This is a genomic window from Vibrio sp. E150_011, from assembly GCF_053544015.1.
In genome coordinates, this window is the sequence record NZ_JBHFOL010000005.1 from 110143 (window position 1) to 126922 (window position 16780).

Annotated in this window: 13 protein-coding genes; 4 read left to right on the forward strand and 9 right to left on the reverse strand. The window is 44.5% G+C overall.

Features of this window, described 5'->3' with window-relative positions; all coding sequences use genetic code 11:
* The first annotated feature begins 427 nt into the window (after positions 1-427).
* Positions 428-2311 carry a methyl-accepting chemotaxis protein gene (locus ACE1OE_RS10370; protein WP_372059969.1) on the forward strand — a complete coding sequence of 628 codons (1884 nt, stop codon included), beginning with the start codon at positions 428-430 and terminating at the stop codon, positions 2309-2311.
* A gap of 115 nt (positions 2312-2426) precedes the next feature.
* On the opposite strand, the gene ACE1OE_RS10375 is transcribed toward ACE1OE_RS10370, so the two are convergent.
* From ACE1OE_RS10375 to ACE1OE_RS10400, 6 genes are all read right to left on the reverse strand, one after another.
* Positions 2427-3143 carry a 3'-5' exonuclease gene (locus ACE1OE_RS10375; protein WP_372060000.1) on the reverse strand — a complete coding sequence of 239 codons (717 nt, stop codon included), beginning with the start codon at positions 3141-3143 and terminating at the stop codon, positions 2427-2429.
* A gap of 29 nt (positions 3144-3172) precedes the next feature.
* Entirely contained in the window at positions 3173-5062 is a 1890-nt protein-coding gene (locus ACE1OE_RS10380; RefSeq protein WP_102471541.1) for a DUF294 nucleotidyltransferase-like domain-containing protein, read from the reverse strand.
* Positions 5063-5258: 196 nt separating this feature from the next.
* Positions 5259-6449 carry an amino acid aminotransferase gene (locus ACE1OE_RS10385; RefSeq protein WP_449210967.1) on the reverse strand — a complete coding sequence of 397 codons (1191 nt, stop codon included), beginning with the start codon at positions 6447-6449 and terminating at the stop codon, positions 5259-5261.
* Between the two features lie 263 nt (positions 6450-6712).
* Positions 6713-7012 (reverse strand): hypothetical protein, encoded by a 300-nt coding sequence (locus ACE1OE_RS10390; protein ID WP_449210968.1) that lies wholly within the window; start codon positions 7010-7012, stop codon positions 6713-6715.
* A gap of 221 nt (positions 7013-7233) precedes the next feature.
* Positions 7234-8634 carry an asparagine--tRNA ligase gene (gene asnS / locus ACE1OE_RS10395; RefSeq protein WP_102471543.1) on the reverse strand — a complete coding sequence of 467 codons (1401 nt, stop codon included), beginning with the start codon at positions 8632-8634 and terminating at the stop codon, positions 7234-7236.
* Positions 8635-8905: 271 nt separating this feature from the next.
* Positions 8906-10531, reverse strand: coding sequence for a methyl-accepting chemotaxis protein (locus tag ACE1OE_RS10400; protein WP_449211100.1), 1626 nt, complete (start codon positions 10529-10531; stop codon positions 8906-8908).
* A 489-nt stretch (positions 10532-11020) separates the two neighbouring features.
* Here ACE1OE_RS10400 and ACE1OE_RS10405 point away from each other — a divergent pair, with 489 nt between their 5' ends.
* From ACE1OE_RS10405 to queD, 3 genes are read left to right on the forward strand one after another with little or no spacing between them, the layout of a single operon-like run.
* Positions 11021-11506, forward strand: a complete 486-nt coding sequence (locus ACE1OE_RS10405; protein WP_449210969.1) for a hypothetical protein — start codon at positions 11021-11023, stop codon at positions 11504-11506.
* Positions 11506-12696 carry a hypothetical protein gene (locus ACE1OE_RS10410; RefSeq protein WP_449210970.1) on the forward strand — a complete coding sequence of 397 codons (1191 nt, stop codon included), beginning with the start codon at positions 11506-11508 and terminating at the stop codon, positions 12694-12696. The genes ACE1OE_RS10405 and ACE1OE_RS10410 overlap by 1 nt, the downstream gene beginning before the upstream one ends.
* A 59-nt stretch (positions 12697-12755) precedes the next feature.
* Positions 12756-13115 carry a 6-carboxytetrahydropterin synthase QueD gene (gene queD, locus ACE1OE_RS10415; RefSeq protein ID WP_198593034.1) on the forward strand — a complete coding sequence of 120 codons (360 nt, stop codon included), beginning with the start codon at positions 12756-12758 and terminating at the stop codon, positions 13113-13115.
* Between the two features lie 136 nt (positions 13116-13251).
* Here the strand turns inward: queD and ACE1OE_RS10420 are convergent, their stop codons facing one another.
* The 3 genes from ACE1OE_RS10420 to ACE1OE_RS10430 form a co-directional block, all read right to left on the reverse strand.
* Positions 13252-14613 (reverse strand): L-serine ammonia-lyase, encoded by a 1362-nt coding sequence (locus ACE1OE_RS10420; RefSeq protein ID WP_102471545.1) that lies wholly within the window; start codon positions 14611-14613, stop codon positions 13252-13254.
* Between the two features lie 87 nt (positions 14614-14700).
* Positions 14701-15954, reverse strand: coding sequence for an aromatic amino acid transport family protein (locus tag ACE1OE_RS10425; RefSeq protein ID WP_449210971.1), 1254 nt, complete (start codon positions 15952-15954; stop codon positions 14701-14703).
* Positions 15955-16185: 231 nt separating this feature from the next.
* Positions 16186-16779: a CoA pyrophosphatase gene (locus ACE1OE_RS10430; RefSeq protein WP_449210972.1), complete on the reverse strand. Its 594-nt coding sequence runs from the start codon at positions 16777-16779 to the stop codon at positions 16186-16188.
* Between the last annotated feature and the right edge of the window lies 1 nt (position 16780).

Consider the following 16780-nt stretch of genomic DNA (forward strand, 5'->3'; position numbering starts at 1 on the left):
GTTAATGTGGGTGTGAATTAAAAAGAGTGGCAGATGCCGCTCTTTTTTTTTGAATCAAGTGTTCGATAGGCCGTCGAATACAATAACTCGATAGGTATGCTCAATATATTTTCGGGTTATACATAATAAACCCGGTTGTAATATACAGGCATTAATCATCATTGTTCTGAGACTAATATGTCATTTTCGCCAGCATGTCATTCATTCCTATCTACCCAACGCAGTACGATTAATGATGAAACTTTAAGGGGGGTTACTTTTCGTAAATCCGACGTGGTTACTTTAGGAAACTTGAATAACGTCAATAAATTAACAGACAAAATATTGACGGTCGATTTTACAACGAAAGTTGGATATTATCTGCCCGCGACACCTTAAGGACTAACATGATTAGTTGAATATTAAGTTACAAAAAGAATAATAACCTATGAAATTATCACTAAAGCAAAAGCTTATTACGGCAATGTTGTCTGCCGTGCTATTAATGGCGGTAGTATTAACAATGCTATCGGCAAAGCAACTTTCTAACCAAACCCACAATGCCATTTCAAGTCGAGCGAATACAGTATCGTTAGCGGCGGTTGAAGGCATAGGGAACTGGATTGATATTAGAAAAAACATTGCATCAGCATTTAATTCCTTTTCAGCAACAGAAGACAAAGTCCCATACCTACAACAGGCTCGAATTTCCGGTGGCTTCGATGACATCTTCTTAGGGACGCCAAACGGTGAGATGTATCGCTCACATCCAGAGCGCAACAGAGCGGATTATGATCCGAGAACTCGCCCTTGGTACCAAGACGCTCAAGCCGCGAACAAGCAGATCATCACCGAAGCGTATCAAGATGCCATTACTAACGCGTTGCTTGTGACCATTGCAGAGCCAATAAAAAGCAATGGTCAATTAGTCGGTATTGTCGGTGCGGATGTGCTGATTGATCAGTTAGTCGACGATGTCATCAGCCTTAATGTTGGTCATAACGCAAGTGCTATGCTGATTGATTTGTCTAACGGCACTTTTCTCGCTCATGAAAATACCGCTCTATTATTAAAATCCACCACTGAACTCAACCCTACACTAACGGCTAGAACCATCAGCGATTTAGCGTCCAGTGGTGAGGTTGCAGACGTAGAAGTCCAAGGCCTGGATAAGATGTTGTATTTCACTAAGGTGCCTGACACAAACTGGGTGCTGGCCGTTGAACTTGATAAAAATACCGAGCTAGCCGATCTCAACAGTGCCTTAACCCAATTGATTATGACCTCTGTACTTATCGTTATCTTTGTCGCGGCGATCGCTTCTTGGATGGTGAGTCTACTGGTGACCGAATTAGGCCGAGTATCAAAAGCGTTGGCTGAAATTGCGTCTGGCGAAGGTGATTTAACTCGTCGTTTGGAGCCCAAAAGTAACGATGAAGTTGGACAGCTTGCTCGAAACTTTAATACCTTTGTGAGTTACATGCATGAAACTATTACACAACTGACACGTGTATCAGAGTCATTATCCGACCAAGCCAAGGATACGGCATCACACGCGCGCGTTAGAAGTCAGAGAATTCAAACTCAGCAAGATGAAATCAATATGGTGGCTACGGCAATCAATGAAATGGCTGCCGCGACGCAAGAAATCGCCAACAATGCTGAGATGACCGCGAATAATTCATCGGAGGCTGTTGAAGCGAGTAATCATGGGGCTGAGCAGGTTTCTGCCACTCAAGGTTCGATTCAAAACTTGGCCTCTGAGGTCGAGGTTGCCACGGGTGTTATCCGTGAGTTAGAAGTGCACGGCAGTAGTATTAATACCATACTATCTACCATTCAAGGCATTGCAGAGCAAACCAATTTATTGGCGTTAAATGCAGCAATTGAAGCGGCGAGAGCAGGAGAGCAAGGAAGAGGGTTCGCGGTGGTGGCCGATGAGGTTCGAGTCTTGAGCCAACGTACACACGCGTCTACACAAGAAATTCAACATATGATCGAGACGCTTCAAGCCACAACAGCTAAAGCCGTTGGTATTATGGGTGACAGTCGAGGCCTCGCTGAGACGAGTGTCGATGATGCGAATAGTGCTGCCGCAAGTTTGACGCAGATCTTATCGGCGGTGAGCCAAATTAGTGACATGGCAACGCAAATAGCCACTGCAGCAGAAGAGCAAGCGTCGGTGACGTCGGAAGTGACCCGCAATACGCAAGGGATTCGCGATGTTTCAGATGAGCTTGCAGAAGAAGCGCACGAGGCGGCACAGCAAGCTGTAGAGCTCTCCGAGCTGTCTCAGAAGCTACAAAGTGAAATAGGTCGCTTTAAAGTGTAATGTTCTTAAGTGCTGCATTTTTAAGTGCAGCACCATTACGTAGTGTGTTTTAGAAAGAGTGCTTAATAGCGATAGTGATTTTCAACTGCTTTATCGCTATTAAGCTTCTTAGATATTACAGCCAAACATCGTTGAGTACCGTACTGTCATCATAATGATAGGCGATTTGAGCTTGTAACAACTCTGCTGTCGCGACGGCGTCGGTAAGGGCATGATGCGGCGGGTAATCTGGGAGTCCATAACGACGGCGAGTCTGCCCCAGTCGCACTGAATCAGCCTGTTTGCCTTTAAGCATATTGATGACGCCACCGGTCATTTTAGTCTGGTAACTTGATTCAATTTGCATGGTATCGACAACAGGAAACTCTATCCCTTCACCAATCATCCCCTTTAAGGCACTATCAAGAAAGCCACGTTCTATCGGATTATAATGAACGACAATAATTTTGCCGGCCAGAGCCTCCAATACATCCCCTAAAATATCTTTAAGTTTTGGTGCATCTAAGATGTCGTTGTGGGTGATACCATGAATCACAACAGACTCTTCCTCTAGCGTCGCTTTAGGTCTGACGGTCCAATGCTGTGCTTGATTTAGTCGAATCCTGGATGTACTAAATGGCACAAGCCCTATCGATAAAATGCCATCTTTATCTGGGTCTAAGCCCGTTGTCTCAAAGTCCAAAGCGACAAAAGACACATCTTTCAATAATGTATTGCCGCTAGGAAGGCCTTCGCCATAAAAGCTTTTTAGGCGGGAGTCCTCCATACGTTCAGCCAATGTTTTAAACTTGGCTTGCCATTGTATATTGGGGCCGCTGAATAGTTTTTTTATCATAATCCATACCTAACCATAGGCGGTCCCTACTTGAAATTGTTGTTGGCTTGATAACGAAATTTTAGGAAATTTTGACCATTACTCAAGACTTGGAAAGCATCTTTGAGATTGCGGCGTTCAAAATCCGATAAATTTTCTGGCTCGATGTTATTGTCTGGAGCAATGCCCATTTGTACATCCATCGCTTGATGGCTAATACGTACCATGGAGATAAATTCCATCGCGTCTTTTAGGTCACGAGCTCTTCCCTTGGGTAGTATGCCAGCATCATGTATATCATCTAATCGCTCAAAGGAATTGGTCGAGCGAGAACCTACCGCTAAAGCATGGACGCGGATCAGGTCGGCTAATGGCGCGGTTCCTCTACGTTTTAGGTTAATAGAGTTATTGTGCTGACCATCTTTTTCCATTACAAAGTCTTTGAAAAAGCCCAGTGGAGGTTTGCGGTTTAACGCATTACGAGCGAGGCAGGCGAGGAAGCGGTTATTTCGACGTGCGCGTCGTACAATAAAGCTGTTCAGTTGTTCTGCCCATTTTAATTTGCCGTAGACCCCATCTAAGTCAAAAAATATCGAGGCGTTGAGCAAGGCTTTTGGATTGGGATCATCTATCCAATCAGAAAAGCAGGCTTCCCATTCTTTTCGGGTCATACGCCATTCAGGGTTGGTCGCCATAATGTCACCCGTGCAATAGGTATAACCGCAATCGGCGAGCGCATCGCAAATAAATGTCGTGAATGCTTTGAAGTATTCCCCATGCTTTTCTTCGCTGTAGCTGTCATCGAGAATGATGGCGTTGTCCTGGTCCGTGACCATGAGTTGCTCATCGCGTCCCATAGAACCAAGTGCAAGAAAGCAGTAAGGAATCGGCGCATGTCCCAGCTTTTCTTCGGCCAGCTCGATGATTCGTTGTTTGAAACTACGTCCAATCACAGACATGGCAGTACCAACCATATGCGCATTGGCATCTTCGTTAACCAAGCGCACGAAACTGTCGCGAACCTGATCCGACAACTGAGCCAATTCCTCAACAGTTTGTTGCTGAAAAATACTGCTAACCAAAAGTAATGAGTTTTGCGACTCATAGCGAACGATATCGGTGGTTTCAATGACACCGAGCGGTATCTTATTTTTGACGACCGGAAGGTGATGAACGTTGTAACGCAACATAATGAGCATTGCTTCATAGACGTACGCGTTGTGGTCGAGTGAAATGAGGTCGGTTGACATCACACTGGCTACTTCATCGAGTGGGCTTAGGTTTTGCGCCAGTACGCGAGTGCATAAATCACGATCGGTGATAATTCCTACTATGGGTGATGAATCATCTTCATCATTTTCAGTAATATCTGGATTGAGAATAAGCAGCGACGAGACTTGTTCGTCGGCCATCTGCTTCGCGGCTTCTTGAATCGTTCTGTGACGATCGATGGTCGCGGCTTCGCCAGTGAGCAGTGTGCGAACTTTTGAAGTGGTCAAATCATTGGTGTTGCTGTTATTGGAGACAGTTTGTCTAAGCCTAACTCTATCCTCGACTTCGACAAAGTCCGCAAACGAATCAAAGTTGTCGTAAAGCTCTTGGAACACTTCTGCCGATAAACAGTACACAAGGGTATCTTCAACCGCTTTTGCTGGGAAACGTACTTTATTGTTGGTCAACAGCCCCATTTGCCCAAAAAGATCGCCTTCATCGAGCCTATTGTACAGTTCGCCCTTACGTCGATAGACCTCAACGACGCCACTTCGAACCATATACAAATCGTTGATTTCGTCGCCAAAATGAACGATAGGTGTATCTTGTCGGTAGTAGGCGATCTCAATGTGTTGCGAAACATGCAACACGGTTTCTTCTGGCAGTTCATCGAAGGGAGGGTAGCTGGTGAGGAAGTGTTGGATCTCTATGAGTTCTGCGTCCATGTGAGGCCTTAATGACTATTTGGTGATCTCGTGATCTAATCATTTAATAGTACACGCAGAAATGAAAAAGGTCAGCCGAAGCTGACCTTTATTTTATCGAACGTTCTAGATAACATCTTGATTACTTAGAAACTGATGACTCACATCAAGCACGAAAACCTCTTTTGGTTTTCGTCACTTACGTTCCCCAAAGTACTTAAAGAACGGCAGCAATGCCTTTGCACAACGGAGTCATATTGGATTTTGTCATGCCAGCAACGCTGATTCGACCAGAGCCTACAATGTAGATCGCAAACTCGTCTTTTAGCTGATTCACTTGCTCTTTAGACAGACCTGAGAAAGAAAACATACCGTTTTGTCTTTCAATGAAGCTGAAGTCTGCATTGACGCCTTCAGCTTTCAGGGTTTCCACAAAAAGGCCGCGCATTTCTTGAATACGGTCACGCATTTCTGCGACTTCATTTTCCCATTCTGCGCGAAGGGCTGCGTCGTTTAGAATATAAGTCACGACCGCCGCACCATGTGCTGGTGGGTTAGAGTAAATAGAGCGAATGATGCCTTTTACTTGAGAAAAAGCGGTTTCTGCGATGTCGTTCGACGCGGCAACTAAAGTAAAGGCACCGACACGTTCGTTATAAAGGCCGAAGTTTTTCGAGAACGAGCTCGCGACCAATATCTCTTTGTTGTGTTTTGCAAAAATGCGCAGACCCTGAGCATCTTCTTCCACGCCCTTAGCGAAGCCTTGGTAGGCAAAATCAAATAATGGAATAAGACCTTTATCAGCCACTAATTTTGCTAGTTCTTCCCATTCAGGCAATGTTGGGTCAATACCGGTTGGGTTGTGACAACAGCCGTGCAGAAGAACAATATCACCTGCGCTTGCTTGCTCTAAATCCGCAACCATCCCAGCAAAGTCTTTGTCTTTGGTCTCTGAATTGTAGTAGCTATATTGAGCCGTTTCGATACCAGCTGCAGCAAAGACACCATTATGGTTAGCCCATGTTGGGTTACTGATCCAAATTTTTGCGCCCGTCAGTTGACGTTTAATGAATTCACCAGCGACGCGTAAGGCACCCGTACCACCTGGCGCTTGCGCAGTTTTTGCGAGCTTTTGGGTGACGATTTGAGACTCTTCACCAAACAGGAGTTTTTGTACAGCAAGACCATACTCAGCCGTGCCTTCAATCGTGAGATAAGATTTGGTTTTTTCGTTTTCTAGAAGTGCGGCTTCCGCTTTCTTTACGGTAGCAAGAACAGGGGTCTGACCTTGCTCATTTTTATAAATACCCACACCAAGGTTAATCTTCTCAGCTCGAGTATCTTTTTTAAACTCTTCAGTGAGGCCTAGTATAGGGTCAGCGGGCGCGGCAACAACTTTTTCAAACATAATCTTCATCCATGTTAATTGAAGGGGCAAATGTGAACATATTTTGTAACGATAACAGCCTAGTTATACCTTTGTAGGCTATACGTGACAACCAGATTAAAGAAGAAAAACAAAAATTAGTTTGATTTGAAGCAGAAAAGGTCATTAATTCATTATTTTTACAGTTTTACTTTGTTATCAGTGTGGTGGGAACTTCGATAACGAGAGCGATCCTGAACGGGTATATTCCATTCAGGATTCATTAACATGTTATTTCGTTGCGTTTATTTCTTTAGGTCTATTTCAGATTCTATTGCTTGGGTTTCGATATCTGGATGTTGGTTAAGTTGATCTTTGAACCATTCGTTCAAATGTCTCACCACGGCGGAAATTGCGTGTTCCTTGGAGGGAGGGACTGCATCAGTTGTATTCAATGTTTCTTTAGGATGCAGGCCAGTTTCGTCTTCCGCGACGTGGAGCCAGTCGGGATGCCAATAATACGGTTGACCATTCGAGGCTTCCCATTTGTGAACGCCATTTGATTCTCCACGATAGTGAATATCTGATTCGGTAAATTTGCTCATTATCATTGCCTTCTCGTCGTTCGGAACCTTAACGTTAAATGTAGTTTGGTCGCGTGAAAAAACCAACATTAACTATGATTTGAAAGCGAAACCTAAAGATGCAATTTTGGTCACTTGAAAACGATGATGCCGACATTAAAAAAGGTCACCCAGAAGGTGACCTTTAATATTCATTGAAGCGTATTAATAGAGCTTATTAACTAAGCCACAATCAATGCTTCTTAGAAGTTAGCTGAGCGTGGTGTTCGTGGGAATGGAATCACGTCACGAACGTTGCCCATGCCCGTTACGTAAGAGACTAAGCGCTCAAAACCAAGACCGAATCCAGCGTGTGGCACTGTGCCGTATTTACGTAGGTCGCGGTACCAGCTCATGTGCTCAGGGTCGATACCCATAGCAATCATACGCTCATCAAGTACGTCTAGACGCTCTTCACGTTGTGCACCACCGATGATTTCACCGATGCCCGGTGCGAGTACGTCCATCGCAGCAACCGTCTTGCCATCGTCGTTTAAGCGCATGTAGAAAGCTTTGATGTCTTTCGGGTAGTTCTTAACGATAACCGGTGCTTTGAAGTGCTCTTCAGCTAGGTAACGCTCATGCTCAGAAGACATGTCAATGCCCCACTCAACGTCAAATTCAAATTTCTTACCAGAATCTAGTAGGATTTGGATGGCGTCAGTGTAGTCAACTTGTGCGAAATCAGCGTCAACAAATTGCTCTAGGCGAGTGATAGCTTGCTTGTCGATGCGAGAAGCAAAGAACTCAAGATCGTCACGGCGCTCTTCAAGAACAGCGGCGAATACATACTTAAGCATGTCTTCAGCGAGTTTTGCTGCATCATCAAGATCTGCAAACGCAATCTCTGGTTCAACCATCCAGAATTCGGCTAGGTGGCGGCTTGTGTTCGAGTTTTCAGCACGGAACGTAGGGCCGAACGTGTAAACTTTGCTTAGTGCACAAGCGTAAGCTTCCGCATTAAGTTGGCCAGATACCGTTAGGAACGTTTCTTTACCGAAGAAATCTTCGTTGAAATCAACCTTGCCTTCGTCGGTACGAGGTAGGTTTTCCATATCTAGCGTAGATACGCGGAACATTTCGCCTGCGCCTTCTGCATCAGATGCAGTGATAAGCGGAGCTGAAGTCCAGAAGAAACCTTGCTCGTGGTAGAAGCGGTGAATCGCTTGGGATAGACAGTTACGAACACGGGCTACTGCGCCGATCACGTTGGTACGTGGACGAAGGTGAGCCACTTCACGAAGGTATTCGATAGAGTGACGTGTCTTAGCCATTGGGTAAGTATCCGCGTCTTCAACCCAACCAACGACTTTGACGTCGGTTGCCGCAAGCTCAAAATCTTGACCTTTTGCAGGAGACTCTACAATCTTACCTGTTACTTCAACAGAGCAGCCAGTGGTTAGCTTAAGTACTTCGTCGTCATAATTATTAAGATTATTAGGGACCACGGCCTGAATCGGGTCGAAACAAGAGCCGTCGTAAATGGCAAGGAAAGAGATTCCAGCTTTGGAATCACGACGTGAACGGATCCAGCCGCGAACAGTGACTTCACTGTCTACCGCTAGCTTGCCGCCAAGTACGTCTGTTACAGGCGCGTAAGTCATGTTATTAATCTTCTCCATGGAGGTAAAAATGCAACCCAATGGCGACTGTTTAAAATACAAGCACGACATTGAGTTGATTATAAATTTCTCGTAAGAGGGATATATTACCTGTCAATTTTCATGGTTCAACCTTTATTGTGGTTATTCAGCTTTTATTATTGCCCTTCAGGCTCGTGTTGAGGCCATTGTGTCCCGTTTTGCTGTTATTTAACGCGTTTTTTACTACGCGACACCATTTTCATTGAACTCAAGATACGGTTTACCTTTGCCGCTATTGAGATTCAGTGCCGTGATTGCTCAACACAAACTGATTGAGTAAGGTTTCTAGCTGATGCGAAAGCTGTTGCAAATCAATACTAATTTGATGTGTCTGCGTCGCTGAGCTTGATGCTTCATTGGCGTGCTCAGTGATCACTGCGGTTTTTTGTCCAACACTTAAACTGGTTTGTCGATTGGTTAGTATCTGGGTTTGAACGTTATTGGCAATCTCAGTTGTCGACTCAATATGTGAGACCATCTGTTGCATTTTTTGAGCAAGGGTTTGGACATCATTGGCACGTTGGTGAGCGGTGATCGATACATCATGAACGGACTGAACCGAGACGCTACTGCCATGCTGGAACTTGACAATAATCGCTTCGATGTCACTGGTTGCTTCTGTTGTTCTACTCGCCAGTGAGCGTACTTCATCGGCCACAACCGCAAAGCCTCGTCCTTGTTCACCTGCTCGTGCTGCTTCGATGGCGGCGTTAAGTGCGAGTAGGTTAGTCTGATCTGCAATCCCTTTGATGGTGGAAAGAATGGCAGATACTTGTACCGTTTGTTCATTGAGTTCAGAAATATGTGTCGATACCTGAGTAATGTCCTGAACTAATGATTCTATGTCATTACTTGCTATATGAGCTTCCGAACTGCTCTGTTTGGTGAGCTCACTAGTTTGTTGCATCAATTGCGAAGCACGTTCCGTTGCGTCGCTAACGGTTGCTTGCTGGCCTTCAAGCATTTGCATGCTGGCTTCTACCGCGGCAGTTTCAGTCAGCTGTCGTTTTGCTGTCGCCTCATTACTTTGCGCAATTCGTGTCAGCTTATCGGCATTCCCACTGACGATTTTTGCTGTTCTTTGGACTTTATTTAAGCTGTCTGAGACGGTGTCTAAAAAGGCGTTCATGTCGGTTGTTAGATCGCCGATTTCGTCATTCTGCTGTGGTGATAGACGAATAGAAAGGTCTTTACTGTCACTGACTTGCTTCATGAACTTTGACGTAGTCTGAACTGGGCCGACAATAAAACGACGAGCAATGAAGATGGTGGCAAGGTAACCGAGCAGGGCAATAGTGCTCATAATCGCGACAGCAATCGCTGTACGTTTGTTGATGAGGGCGTTGACGTGTTCTAGATTGTATTCGATGCGTATGGCACCGAGTACCTCGCCTTCAGGCGTCATATGACATGCAATGCAATTTGTCCCGCGATAGTCTGCACTGGCTGTCATTGGCAGAGCAACCACTAAACCATTCCCCCAATCGGCCTTAAATGGCTCGAGAACCGTTTCTCCACGTAGCGCTCGCTGGTCTATCTGGTCTAATGCAACTTGATTATCTAGCCCCTCGCCATAGATTTTCGTGACGGCGTTACCACGTAACACTCGTACATTTTCTACGTTTTCTTGAGCAAGAGCTTTGTGCCGTAGTGTTTCTTTTTGCGCCATGGTGCCGGTGATCATCATCATGTTCAAGCTGTCAAAATAGTTGCTGGCCTTGTCTTCTAGCTGCTCACTGAGTAATGAATAGATAAGTTCGCGTTGTTGGCTATATTGATAAGCGGTGGAGGCCACGACGACTAAGCTAAATACCAACATGAGGGTAACAAGAAGCTTGTTTGTGATAGAAAGACGTATTTTTTTAATAGATAGACGCATAATGATTATTGTTTTTTTAGTTAGCGTAATGGGCTGATAATGTGAATTTTAAGTTAATTTCTTTGGTTGTTAAAAGGGTATGATATAAAAACCTCGTAATGCTCATGGTTTTACTGCATCGGACAATAAAATATGAGATTTAGTGCAGCTAATTCATTGTTTTAAATAATGTGTTGGGGGTTTCTAACCGGGACTATTACTGGCTTTTATTGTCTCAGCATGAGGTATTTAATCGTGATATGAACCCCATAAAAATATGTGATCTTTGACTTGGCATTGACAGACGCGAGGCTAGAGCGGCGTACAACTCACCTATACTGGTGTAACAATATGTAACTGCGCGAGCTGGGGGTTGATATCAAAGAAAATAATGACGATCGTTGGGTCTGGGGACGATCTAATATTCGACGTATAGCGATAATTATTAGCTTGACCGGCTTATCTCTTTATTACATTTGGGTTTTGTATTTGGCGACACAACCACAAGTTTCCCTTGGCTACCAAACCTATTACATCGATAAGAAAACTCGGTTTTGGGGTAAAGATAATGGTCAGTTATTGTTGGGGGAAAGTGGTGTGATTAATGTTGTTAAGCCGTCTCCTTACTTGAGTCGTGAAGGTTGGAATGACAAGGTCGAAGGCGACTCTCGGGTGTTACTACATCGAGGCGGGTTGTTTTTTAACATGACAACATTGCCAAGCAGTCACCATCTGCATGTTTCGATGACACTCGACAGGGCGATTACTGAACCTGTTTATGCCTCCCTGAATGGAGGTATTCGTGTCGAATTGCATCCACGAAGCACCAACACTCTCGAAGGGGCTGTGGTGTTAACCTCTCATGATATGAAAGAACCACTCCAGCACCTTGAGTTTGAAACACCGGCGAGTCTATCTGTGACACAAATAAAGCTGCTAGCCCAACCCATTACCCATGCACTAGGAAGCCGCTAATGCTATTCAATACTCAGTTATCACCACTCAACAATCGGGTAGGGTCTTGTCAGACTGTTATTACAGAGCGACCAAGTTTATTGGTAAGTAAAGAGCAATGGATAACTATCGTTCTTGCCGTGGTTGTCAGTCGATTAGCATTTTATGTAATCGGTTTATTAGGTGCACAAGCGTTTAACCCGGAAAGTACTGCGGGGTTAGATGTCTGGCACCAAGTCTGTCGTTTTGATTGTATTTGGTTTCAGCGCATTGCAGACAATGGTTACGATCTTGTGCCGACCTGGATGAAGGGAGGGAATGCCGCCAACTGGGCATTTATGCCAATGTCACCCTTTTTGGGTTGGTTGATGGCCAAGTTGACCGGAAGTACAGAACTCGCGTTGATTATCGTCTCCAATATTACATTTTTTCTCAGTGTGCCGGTTTTGCTTATGGCATTGAAGCAACTTAAGTTTTCGGTTGAAACACAGGAAGCGGCGATATGGTTATTGTGCTTCTCTCCTTATACCGTGTACTCGATGGCTGGCTATTCAGAACCCCTTTACATTGCACTTGTCAGTGGCGTATTTCTTGCCTGCTACCGACAACAATGGGCAGTCGTTGCATTACTAGGGATGTTAGCGGCCGTTACTCGAAACCTTGGTGTCATGCTAGTGTTTCCGGTCTTGATTTTTGGTGTGCAATACTACGGCGTGCGAAGCTTTATGCTCTTGAAAGAGAAAGCCTTGCGAGTCGTGCTGTCTATTTGGTTAATCCCCTTAGGCTTTTTCAGTTACATGGCATATCTTCATTTTTGGATGGGCGATGCCTTGGCATTTGGTCATATTCAGATTGCATGGGGAAGAACACTGAGCAACCCGCTTCATTGGCTTAGCTATGGCGTAGAACAAGGGGGGCCCAAGCTGTATTTGGTGATTGTCACGTTGTTTGGTGTTGGACTCAATGTCTATTTGTTTGCGAAGAAGCGATATGCTGAAGCGGTATTTATGATGATCAATTTGTTGATCCCGCTTTCATCAGGCGTGAATGCGATGCCACGATATATTTTTGGCCTCTATCCAACGTTGTTGGCCATTTTAATGCTTTTTGAACGCTACCCTCGTACAAAAGCACCGGTACTATTAGTGTGTTCTTCGGCATCTAGCCTGATTGCAATCGGTTTTTTCTCAAAGTTATTCTTCACAGTATAACTTGAGCAAATGATTCGTTTTCAGTAGGATTGCCTGTCATTTTTATTCAGAGCATTCCTATGAAAACTGAGTTGTATAAAGAGTTCATGTTTGAAGCCGCACATCATCTACCGCATGTTCCAGAGGGGCATAAATGTGGTCGCTTACATGGCCACTCTTTTCTAGTTCGCTTATACGTTGAAGGTGAAGTGGATCCACATACAGGTTGGATTATTGATTTTTCAGAGATAAAAGCTGTATTTAAGCCGATATATGATCGCTTAGACCACTACTACCTGAACGACATTGAGGGGTTAGAGAACCCAACAAGTGAAGTATTGGCTAAGTGGATCTGGGATCAATTAAAACCATCACTTCCTCTGTTGAGTAAAGTTGAGATCAAAGAGACCTGCACGGCTGGTTGTATTTACGTAGGCTAGGGTGTTTCTCTTGAATAAAAAAGCCCAAAGTGAGTCACTTTGGGCTTTTTGCTATTGGATGTCCTGTCTTAAAATATGCCCCGTACTGAAATGTTTTACGCATTGGAATCGAGTCATTTAACAGGGGTAAACGACATTAACACACCACTTTTATAGCAAGGCCACCTTGAGAGGTTTCGCGATATTTGGCGTTCATGTCTTTACCTGTTTCTAGCATGGTTTCAATAACCTTATCTAATGAAACACGAGGCGCCGACGCACGACGTAGCGCCATACGAGTCGAGTTAATCGCCTTCACTGCGGCAATACCATTACGCTCAATACAAGGCACCTGTACTTGGCCTGCAACAGGGTCACAAGTTAAGCCAAGATTATGCTCCATAGCAATTTCTGCGGCCATGCAGACTTGCTCAGGGCTTCCGCCCATAAGCTCAGCAAGACCAGCAGCGGCCATCGAACACGCCACGCCCACTTCACCTTGACAGCCTACCTCAGCGCCAGAAATAGAAGCATTTTGCTTGTATAATCCGCCTACCGCGCCAGACGCCGCGAAATAACGAATGTAATCTTTTTCTGTCACAGTTTGAATGAACTTGTCATAGTAAGCGAGGACAGCAGGGATAATGCCACAAGCGCCATTGGTTGGCGCAGTCACAACACGACCGCCCGCTGCGTTTTCTTCGTTGACGGCAAAAGCATACATGTTCACCCAGTCAACAACAGCCATTGGATCGGTGTTCGTTTTTTCTGATGTCAGTAGCTGCTGGCGAAGCGCCGCCGCACGACGTGGTACACGAAGTGGACCTGGCAAAATGCCTTCAGTGTTCATCCCGCGATCCATACACTCACGCATGGTTTTCCAAATGTTGGCAAAGTAAGTTCGAACGTCATCATCTGAGTAAGCCGCATGCTCGTTCGCCATCACTAACGTGCTAATAGACAAGCCATGTTCTTTACATTGGTTGACTAACTCTTCTGCCGTGTTGAACTCATATGGAGCCTTGATAGCGGACGTCACTTCTTTGCCGAAATTTTCTTCGTCAACAATGAAACCACCACCAATAGAATAATAGGTTTTTGAATAGGCGACGTCTTCATCAATCCAAGCATGGATTTGCATACCGTTTTCATGAAGAGATAAGTTGGAAGAGTGGAAGTTCATTCCGCTGTCGCGAGGAAACGAAACCGTATGGCAATGCATGCCAACAGGTAGACGTTCTGTTTCTTCAACTCGAGCAATAAAGCCTGGAATAGAATCGATATCGACTTTCTCAGGAGAGTTACCTGCTAACCCCATGATAATCGCGATATCAGTGTGGTGACCTTTCCCTGTCAGTGATAGTGATCCATAAACATCTACGGTGATTTTGGTGATGTCGCGTAATTTACCCATCGAACGTAAATCGTCGATAAACTCTTTACCCGCTTTCATTGGACCTACCGTGTGAGAACTTGAAGGACCAACGCCAATTTTATAGATATCGAAAACACTAATCATACTGATTTACCTCTAGAAAAGCCCCCTCGAACGAGGAGGCTTAAATTATTGTTATAGGGTGTTTATTTGGCTAATTGACGGAGTCAATTAAAAAGCGCCGTAGATTACAGAAGTAATGGCTGCGATACCACATAGTGCTGTAAAGATTTGTACAGGCGTAGAGGTTTTCAATTTTGCCATTGCCGGTACTTTGCGCATTGCATAAACAGGCATTAGGAACAAAATAGCCGCAATCATCGGAGCGCCCATGGTTTCAATCATACCAAGGATGCTTGGGTTGATGATTGATACGATCCAAGTAGTGATAACGATGAACAGTAGCGATACTTTTTCAATCTTCTTAATTGGCATTTTAGAGCGAGATTTACCTAAGCCAACTAGACCTTCGTGTGCACCCAAGAAGTGCCCAAAGTAGCTAGAAGTAATCGCAGCGAACGCAACTACTGGACCAAGAATAGAAATAAGTGGCGATTCATGAACGTTTGCTAAGTAAGACAGTACGCTGATGTTTTGCTCTTGAGCGGTCGCAAGTTGTTCTGGTGAAAGAGACAGAACAACGGAGAACACAAAGAACATAACAAATGTCATCAGCATCATTGCTGCGCCACCAGTAATCATGTCTGTTTTCTTCACAGCATCGTCACCGTATACACGACGTTGTTCTTTAGAGAACTGGCTGATAATAGGGCTGTGGTTGAATGAGAAAACGATAATTGGGATGGCTAACCAAATAACAGAAGGCATTGAACCCCAGTCAGGGCTCACGCTTGCCATTGATGTATTCCAATCTGGAATTAGGTACAGCGATAATGCGAGTAAAATCGCAACCAGCGGGTAAACCATTACTGATGTGGCTTTTAGCATAAGCTCTTTACCGAATACCACACCACATGTCATTGCTGCAATTAAACAGCCAGACAGTAACCAACGAGGAATGGATTCCATACCCATTTGGTTGACGAGGAAGGAATCGACTGTGTTAGTGATGCCAACACCGTAGATAAGAACAATAGGATAAATGGCGAAAAAGTAAGCAAAAGTAATAAGGTTTGCGCCAGTTTTACCAAAATGTTCTTCTACCGTATCGGTAATATCGGCATCTGGATTTTTAGCTGAAAGAACAAAGCGCGCTAAACTTTTATGAGCGAACCAAGTCATTGGAGCCGCTATTAGCGCTAGGATAACTAATGGCCAGAAGCCACCCGCACCGGCTTTAATTGGTAGGAAAAGTACACCCGCACCTACCGCGGTACCGAATAAAGACAATGCCCAAGTGAAATCTTTGTAAGTCCACTTAGAAGAAGTGCGGCTAGCAGCCGTAGTTGTTGTTGAAGTAGTCATTTATGTTACTCATTTTTGGGAACAGGAAATAAGTCGGGAGGAGTTTGCAATGTTTTTAAGTGCAAAAATTAGATCTAGGTCATGATTTTGCGGGGTCTATTCATAGTGCTGATGAATTCGTTAATTGGGTCACGTTTTTATTGTGCTACAGATTAGTTCCGCTAACTTTCAGATTAGTTTAACTAATGATAATTAGCGGAAACGATTGCGTTTTGTGACTAAGATGTGAGGCTATTGTTGCGTAAGTTGATGCTGGAGGCTTTGGATTATTTGTGCGGTTACGCCCCATATGAAATGGGTCTTGTATGGGATGGCCAAAACTCGGTGATTCTGCCCCTTTATATTGAAACGGTGCATTGTCATGTTTGATGTATGAGCTAAAAAATCGAGAGGAACTTCGAATAGATAATCGACTTCATTTTTATCTACCCTGGGTTGGTAGGTTGGTTTAACGAAAGCAATGATAGGCGTGACTTGGAATTGAGTAATCGTAATGAGATCGGGTAAATGCCCGATCACTTCTATTTCATCGTACCTTAACCCGATTTCTTCCTCGGCTTCTCTTAACGCAGTAAAGTGGGCATTGGGATCGCTAGGTTCCACTTTACCACCAGGAAAACTAATTTGTCCTGGGTGGTGTTTCAGGTGTTTAGCTCGCTTCGTAAGGATGACTTGTAGGCGTCCGTTTCTCTCAACCAAGCCTATGAGCACGCTAGCAGCGCGAAGTGTTAGGTGTTGAACATGCGCTGAACGTTGCTTTGATTCGGGATGATAATCAGAAAGAGCATGCAGCTGAAAGCGTTGTAGAAATTCATATCGAGTCATC

What these genes read in the sequence shown, in the direction of transcription:
- ACE1OE_RS10370 (WP_372059969.1), top strand. Translation starts at nt 428, where the DNA reads ATGAAATTATCACTAAAGCAAAAGCTTATTACGGCAATGTTGTCTGCC.
- ACE1OE_RS10380 (WP_102471541.1), bottom strand. Translation starts at nt 5,062, where the DNA reads ATGGACGCAGAACTCATAGAGATCCAACACTTCCTCACCAGCTACCCT.
- ACE1OE_RS10385 (WP_449210967.1), bottom strand. Translation starts at nt 6,449, where the DNA reads ATGTTTGAAAAAGTTGTTGCCGCGCCCGCTGACCCTATACTAGGCCTC.
- ACE1OE_RS10390 (WP_449210968.1), bottom strand. Translation starts at nt 7,012, where the DNA reads ATGAGCAAATTTACCGAATCAGATATTCACTATCGTGGAGAATCAAAT.
- asnS (WP_102471543.1), bottom strand. Translation starts at nt 8,634, where the DNA reads ATGACTTACGCGCCTGTAACAGACGTACTTGGCGGCAAGCTAGCGGTA.
- ACE1OE_RS10410 (WP_449210970.1), top strand. Translation starts at nt 11,506, where the DNA reads ATGCTATTCAATACTCAGTTATCACCACTCAACAATCGGGTAGGGTCT.
- queD (WP_198593034.1), top strand. Translation starts at nt 12,756, where the DNA reads ATGAAAACTGAGTTGTATAAAGAGTTCATGTTTGAAGCCGCACATCAT.
- ACE1OE_RS10420 (WP_102471545.1), bottom strand. Translation starts at nt 14,613, where the DNA reads ATGATTAGTGTTTTCGATATCTATAAAATTGGCGTTGGTCCTTCAAGT.
- ACE1OE_RS10425 (WP_449210971.1), bottom strand. Translation starts at nt 15,954, where the DNA reads ATGACTACTTCAACAACAACTACGGCTGCTAGCCGCACTTCTTCTAAG.
- ACE1OE_RS10430 (WP_449210972.1), bottom strand. Translation starts at nt 16,779, where the DNA reads ATGACTCGATATGAATTTCTACAACGCTTTCAGCTGCATGCTCTTTCT.